The 6551-nt window shown below is 45.0% G+C and carries 3 protein-coding genes; 1 reads left to right on the forward strand and 2 read right to left on the reverse strand.

The features are described 5' to 3' along the window. Positions 1-96: 96 nt before the first annotated feature. Both psaB and psaA read right to left on the reverse strand, forming a co-directional pair. Positions 97-2328, reverse strand: a complete 2232-nt coding sequence (gene psaB, locus PN497_RS18695) for a photosystem I core protein PsaB (RefSeq protein WP_096565394.1) — start codon at positions 2326-2328, stop codon at positions 97-99. Between the two features lie 109 nt (positions 2329-2437). Next, complete coding sequence (gene psaA, locus PN497_RS18700) at positions 2438-4693, reverse strand: photosystem I core protein PsaA (protein ID WP_096565396.1); 2256 nt, start codon at positions 4691-4693, stop codon at positions 2438-2440. Between the two features lie 622 nt (positions 4694-5315). On the opposite strand from psaA, the gene PN497_RS18705 reads away from it, so the two are divergent. Next, positions 5316-6551, forward strand: a 1236-nt coding sequence (locus tag PN497_RS18705) for a hypothetical protein (RefSeq protein ID WP_272110757.1), incomplete at its 3' end; no start/stop codon positions are given.

A 6551-nucleotide genomic window follows, 5' to 3' on the forward strand; every position in this document is an offset into this window, starting at 1 on the left:
AAAGTTTGAAAATAAATAAAACTAAATCCCCTAAAAAAAACCCCCACCTTGCGGCAGGGGATTTTTTAGTTACTTACCTAAAACCAGTAGTCAAGATCAACCGAACTTACCAGCAGTAGAAGCAATGAGGAACGCTGCGTAGGTGACGATATAGCCAACGGTGAAGTGAGCTAAACCAACCACACGAGCTTGAACGATGGAGAGAGCAACGGGCTTATCTTTCCAGCGAACCAAGTTAGCTAGAGGAGTACGCTCGTGCGCCCAAACCAAGGTTTCAATTAACTCTTGCCAGTAACCTCTCCAGGAGATTAAGAACATGAAACCGGTTGCCCAAACCAGGTGTCCAAAGAGGAACATCCAAGCCCAAACAGAGAGGTTGTTCATGCCGTAGGCGTTGTAACCGTTGATCAACTGAGCAGAGTTCGCCCAGAGGTAGTCACGGAACCAGCCCATCAAGTAGGTGGAGTTTTCGTTGAACTGAGCAACGTTACCTTGCCAAATACCCAGGTGTTTCCAGTGCCAGTAGAATGTTACCCAACCAATGGTGTTTAACATCCAGAACATAGACAGGTAAAAAGCGTCCCAAGCGGAGATGTCGCAAGTACCGCCACGGCCTGGACCGTCGCAGGGGAACGCATAACCGAAGTCCTTTTTATCGGGCATCAGTTTAGAACCACGAGCATCCAAAGCACCTTTAACAAGTACCAAGGTGGTGGTGTGGATAGCCAAGGCGAAAGCGTGGTGAACCAAGAAGTCGCCAGGACCAATTGTTAAGAACAAGGAGTTTGTTCCAGAGTTAATGGCATCTAACCAGCCAGGTAGCCAAACGTTACCAGCGTTGGGGTAAGCGGTGTAGGCGATACTGTCAGGGTTGGACAATAATACATCCAATCCGTACAGAGCTTTACCTTGAGCCGCTTGAATGAATTGAGCAAATACTGGTTCGATGAGGATTTGTTTTTCAGGAGTACCGAAAGCAACTACTACATCGTTGTGAACGTACAAGCCCAAGGTGTGGAAACCAAGGAATAAGGATACCCAGCTGAGGTGAGAGATGATCGCCTCTTTGTGCTGTAACATCCGGTCTAATACGTTGCCTTTGTTTTGTTCGGGATCGTAGTCACGAACCCAGAAGATTGCGGCGTGTGCAAAAGCACCAACCATCAAGAAACCAGCGATGTACTGGTGGTGGGTGTACAGTGCTGCCTGTGTGGTGTAGTCCTTAGCGATGAAAGCATAAGGAGGCAGAGCGTACATATGTTGAGCAACCAAGGAAGTAATTGTTCCTAACGCAGCCAAAGCCAAAGACAATTGGAAGTGTAAGGAGTTGTTGATAGTGTCGTACAAACCTTGGTGGGGCAGGTTAAACTGACCTTCGCTCTTGCTACCGGGAACTAAACCGGACTTGGAGTTGAGCATTTCTTTGATGCTGTGACCAATTCCGAAGTTAGTGCGGTACATATGACCAGCGATGATGAAGATAACAGCGATCGCCAAGTGGTGGTGAGCCATGTCAGTCAACCACAAGGATTCTGTTTGGGGGTGGAAACCGCCCAAGAATGTGAGGATCGCAGTACCAGCACCAGTGGAAGTACCAAAAAGATGGCCAGCAGTGTCAGGGTTCTGAGCGTAAACACCCCAGTTACCAGTGAAGAAGGGGGTTAAGCCTGCGGGGTGGGGAGCAACGGACAGGAAGTTATCCCAGCCTACGTGGATACCACGGGATTCGGGGATAGCAACGTGAACCAAGTGACCAGTCCAAGCTAAGGAGCTAACACCGAACAAACCAGCCAGGTGGTGGTTCAGACGGGGTTCAGCACTCTTGAACCAAGAGAGGCTAGGACGGAACTTGGGTTGTAAGTGCAACCAACCAGCGAACAGGAACAATGCAGCCAACAGCAACAAGCCCAAAGAACCTACATACAGTTCTTGGTTTGTCCGCATCCCGATGGTGTACCACCAGTGATAAACACCGGAGTAAGCAATGTTTACAGGATTGCTTGCGCCAGCTTGAGTGAAAGCGTCAACTGCTGGTGCGCCGAAGTGGGGGTCCCAAATCGCATGGGCGATAGGACGGACATGAAGGGGATCTTTAATCCACTGTTCAAAGTTACCTTGCCAGGCTACGTGGAACAGGAGGCTGGAAGCCCACAAGAAAATGATTGCCAAGTGACCGAAGTGAGTGGCGAAAATCTTTTGGTAAAGATTTTCTTCTGTCATGCCATCGTGGCTCTCAAAGTCATTGCCCATGGCGATCGCATACCAAATGCGCCGCGTAGTTGGGTCCTGTGCGAGATCCTGGCTAAATTTTGGAAATTTTGTTGCCATAGGGTTGATGATTCCTCTGACCTTTAGCCATTGCTATCACTGCTACCAGTGAAATTTTGGATTTTGGGTTGGAGATTGATCCAAAACCCAAAATATTCACTGAAATTTTTTAACCTACTGAAAGGATGTGTGCGTGGAAGAATGCCCAGGTGGTGGCTATTCCTCCGAGTAGATAGTGAGCTACACCTACTGCCCGACCTTGAGTGATGCTCAAAGCACGGGGTTGAATTGTAGGAGCTACTTTCAGTTTATTATGCGCCCAGACGATGGACTCAATTAATTCTTGCCAGTAGCCACGACCACTGAACAGGAACATTAAGCTGAATGCCCAAACAAAGTGAGCGCCTAAGAACATCAGTCCATAAGCGGACAGTTCACTACCGTAGGAGTTGATTACTTGTGTAGCTTGCGCCCACAGGAAGTCACGTAACCAACCGTTGATGGTGATAGCACTTTGTGCAAAGTTGTCACCTGTGATATGACTTACCACACCATCATCTACTGTACCCCATACATCAGACTGCATTTTCCAGCTGAAGTGGAAAATTACAATTGACAAGGAGTTATACATCCAGAACAGTCCCAAGAATACATGGTCCCAACCAGAAACTTGGCAAGTACCACCACGGCCTGGACCGTCGCAAGGGAAGCGGAAGCCTAAGTTGGCTTTGTCTGGAATTAGACGAGAACTGCGAGCGTACAATACACCTTTGAGCAGAATCAGCACAGTCACGTGAATGGTGAAGGCGTGAATGTGGTGAATCATGAAGTCGGCTGTACCTAAAGGAATTGCAGCAGCAGCTACTTTTCCGCCTACAGCTAACACACCACCGCCAAACACATAACTTACTGTTTCTAGGGCGTTAGGTGCGGTTGTTCCTGGTGCTAGTGTATGTAGGTTTTGTACCCACTGAGCAAACACTGGTTGCAATTGAATTGCAGCATCAGAGAACATATCTTGGGGACGACCCAAGGCACGCATGGTGTCGTTGTGGATGTACAAACCAAAGCTGTGGAAGCCGAGGAAAATACAAACCCAGTTGAGGTGAGAGATGATTGCATCACGGTGACGAATCACGCGATCCAATACGTTGTTTTGGTTCACAACGGGATCATAATCACGCACCATGAAGATTGCTGCGTGAGCAGCACCACCCACAATCAAGAAGCCACCGATCCAAATATGGTGAGTGAAGATACACAACTGAGTAGCGTAGTCAGTTGCCAAATAAGGATAGGGGGGCATCGCGTACATGTGATGCGCGATGATGATTGTCAAGGAACCCAAGAAAGCCAGGTTAGTAGCCAACTGAGCGTGCCAAGAGGTGGTCAAGTTTTCATACAGTCCTTTGTGGCCTTCGCCTGTGAAAGGACCTTTGTGGTTTTCTAGGATATCTTTGATGCTGTGACCGATACCCCAGTTGGTGCGGTACATATGACCGGCAATGATGAACAGCACTGCGATCGCCAAGTGGTGATGAGCAATATCAGTCATCCACAAACCGCCTGTTACGGGGTTCAAGCCGCCTTTGAAGGTCAGAATATCAGCATAAGTTCCCCAGTTCAAGGTGAAGAAAGGTGCTAAACCACTAGCAAAGCTGGGATACAACTCTGTGATTAAGTCTTTGTTCAAAATGAACTCATGGGGCAAGGGGATGTCCTTAATGGCAACACCAGCGTCTAATAGCTTGTTAACTGGTGCGGACACATGGATTAAGTGACCTGTCCATCCCAAAGAACCGCAACCTAGCAATACTGATAGGTGGTGATTCAACATTGACTCCACGTTCTGGAACCATTCCAGTTTGGGAGCGCGTTTGTGGTAATGGAACCAACCAGCGAACAGGAACAAGCCCGCTAATACTAAGCCGCCAATGGCAGTTACGTATAGTTGGAAAGAGCTAGTGATACCCCAGCCACGCCATACTTGGAACAAGCCAGAGGTGATTTGAATGCCGTGGAAACCACCGCCCATATCACCGTTTAAAATATCTTGTCCCACAATAGGCCAAACTGTTTGGGCGCTGGGCTTGACTCCTAATGGATCAGCCAGCCAAGCTTCATAGTTGGAGAACTTAGCGCCGTGGAATAACATTCCGCTTAACCAAATTGTCACTACAGCCAAGTGGCCAAAGTGAGCAGAGAAGATTTTGCGAGAAATGTCTTCTAAGTCGCTTGTATGTGTATCGAAGTCATGGGCGAGGGCGTGCAGGTCCCAAATCCAGGTGGTGGTTTTTGGTCCTTTAGCTAAGGTTCTGTCGAAGTGTCCTGGTTTAGCCCATTTCTCAAATGAGGTGGGTACAGGATCGTTATCAACGATGACTCTTGCTTTTTTCTCCTCTCGCTCCGGAGGACTAATCGTCATTCGACCTCCTCTGTGAATAGGGAATGAGGAATCATGTACACCACAGAGTGAATTTCACTCTTTGTCCCCAGATGTTTTTTGGGGACCTGTGGATTTGTTGTTTCTGTTGAATTATAGAGTCTGTACTTGTACTTTGTTGGAGACATTTTAACAATAATTCAAAATCGCCAGATTTATTGTCATATCTGCCTTTTTATATTCAAAGCTATTGTAAAAAAGTCAATACTTTTTCTATTAAATTTACAAACTATAACAATTCTTAAAATTTATGGTTAATCTCTAATACAGCTATAAATCATCATGTTGTAACTGGATATGTTGCTTATGCTGAAATTTAAATCTGTAAATTTAGTGATAAATATTACTTAATTTTCATATTTTTCATCTTTATGTAAAGAGATGAACCAAATTTTCTGTAAATCACAAAGTTACAACAGCTTGCCGTTTTCAGTAGTCAGCTTGCAGCAGCATAACCTTTGATATGTAAGGCTTTTTGATGTAAATTTATAACTAAGAAACCTGCAATTTGCTGTATACCCCAGTCTGGGTTTATGGTATCTGGGGTGTAGGGTGTAAAGTGTAGTTAATAAATTTTGCTGAATAAAATCATAGGTATAACAGCATGAAATGTAAACAAAAACAAGCTTTTAATGAAGCATTAAACAAGAGCTTACCTATTTTTAAGTGGCTCTTGACTTTGGTGCTGGTGTTAGGTTTAAGTAGTTGTGCTGATAAAGCTGGTGGACAAGACGTATTTATTGATAAGCAAAAACCAGTTGCTGAAATTGCCCAAGTTGATCGTAAATTTTCAGAAACTGCTCCTCCAAAGCTAATACAAGAACTAAGAGGAGATTTGGAAAGTTATCAACCACAGGTAACAATACTTACGCCTACAGCAGATGAGATAATTGAAGATAATACTGTTACAGTCCGTTTTCAGGTTAAGGACTTACCAATTTTTAAAGATCCCAAATGGCAACTGGGACCACATCTGCACGTAATTCTTGACAATCAACCTTATATAGCTGTTTACGACTTAAATAAGCCTTTAGTATTCCCTGATTTATCCGCAGGTACTCATACTTTGCGTGTATTTGCGTCTCGTCCTTGGCATGAAAGCTTTAAAAATGAAGGTGCTTATGCCCAAACCACATTTCACGTCTTTACTAAAACCGACGATAACAACCCTGACCCTAATTTACCTCTTCTCACCTATAGTCGTCCTAATGGTAGTTATGGTGCTGAACCAATTATGTTGGATTTTTACCTAACTAACGCGCCTTTGCATCTTATGGCTGAAGATCATCCTGAAGACACAATGAGCGATTGGCGTATTCGTTGCACAATTAATGGTGAAAGTTTTATTTTTGACCGCTGGCAAACAGTCTACCTCAAAGGTTTTAAACCTGGTAAAAACTGGGTAGAACTAGAATTTCTTGATAACCAAGGCAACCCAGTAAAAAATGTCTTTAATAGTACAGTGAGAGTGATTAATTACCAACCGGGTGGTAAAGATACCCTTTCTAGAATGGTAAGAGGGGAAGTTACGGCTGATGAAGTGCGTGGTATTGTAGACCCAAATTACACAGTTGAGATTCCTATTACTGAACCTACACCTACTGTAACGCCCAAAGTTGAAGAAATTCCAGCACCTCAACCACAGGTAGGACCCAAGACAGAAAAACCCACAGTTCCAGAAATTGAAGTTTCTCCTATTCCTCAACCACAGGTAGAACCCAAGACAGAAAAACCCACAGTTCCAGAAATTGAAGTTTCTCCTATTCCTCAACCACAGGTAGAACCCAAGACAGAAAAACCCACAGTTCCAGAAATTGAAGTTTCTCCTATTCCTCAACCC

Source organism: Sphaerospermopsis kisseleviana CS-549 (assembly GCF_028329225.1).
GTDB lineage: Bacteria > Cyanobacteriota > Cyanobacteriia > Cyanobacteriales > Nostocaceae > Sphaerospermopsis > Sphaerospermopsis kisseleviana.

Excerpts from the sequence above, each read along its gene's own strand:
- psaB (WP_096565394.1), bottom strand. The coding sequence starts at position 2,328 with ATGGCAACAAAATTTCCAAAATTTAGCCAGGATCTCGCACAGGACCCA.
- psaA (WP_096565396.1), bottom strand. The coding sequence starts at position 4,693 with ATGACGATTAGTCCTCCGGAGCGAGAGGAGAAAAAAGCAAGAGTCATC.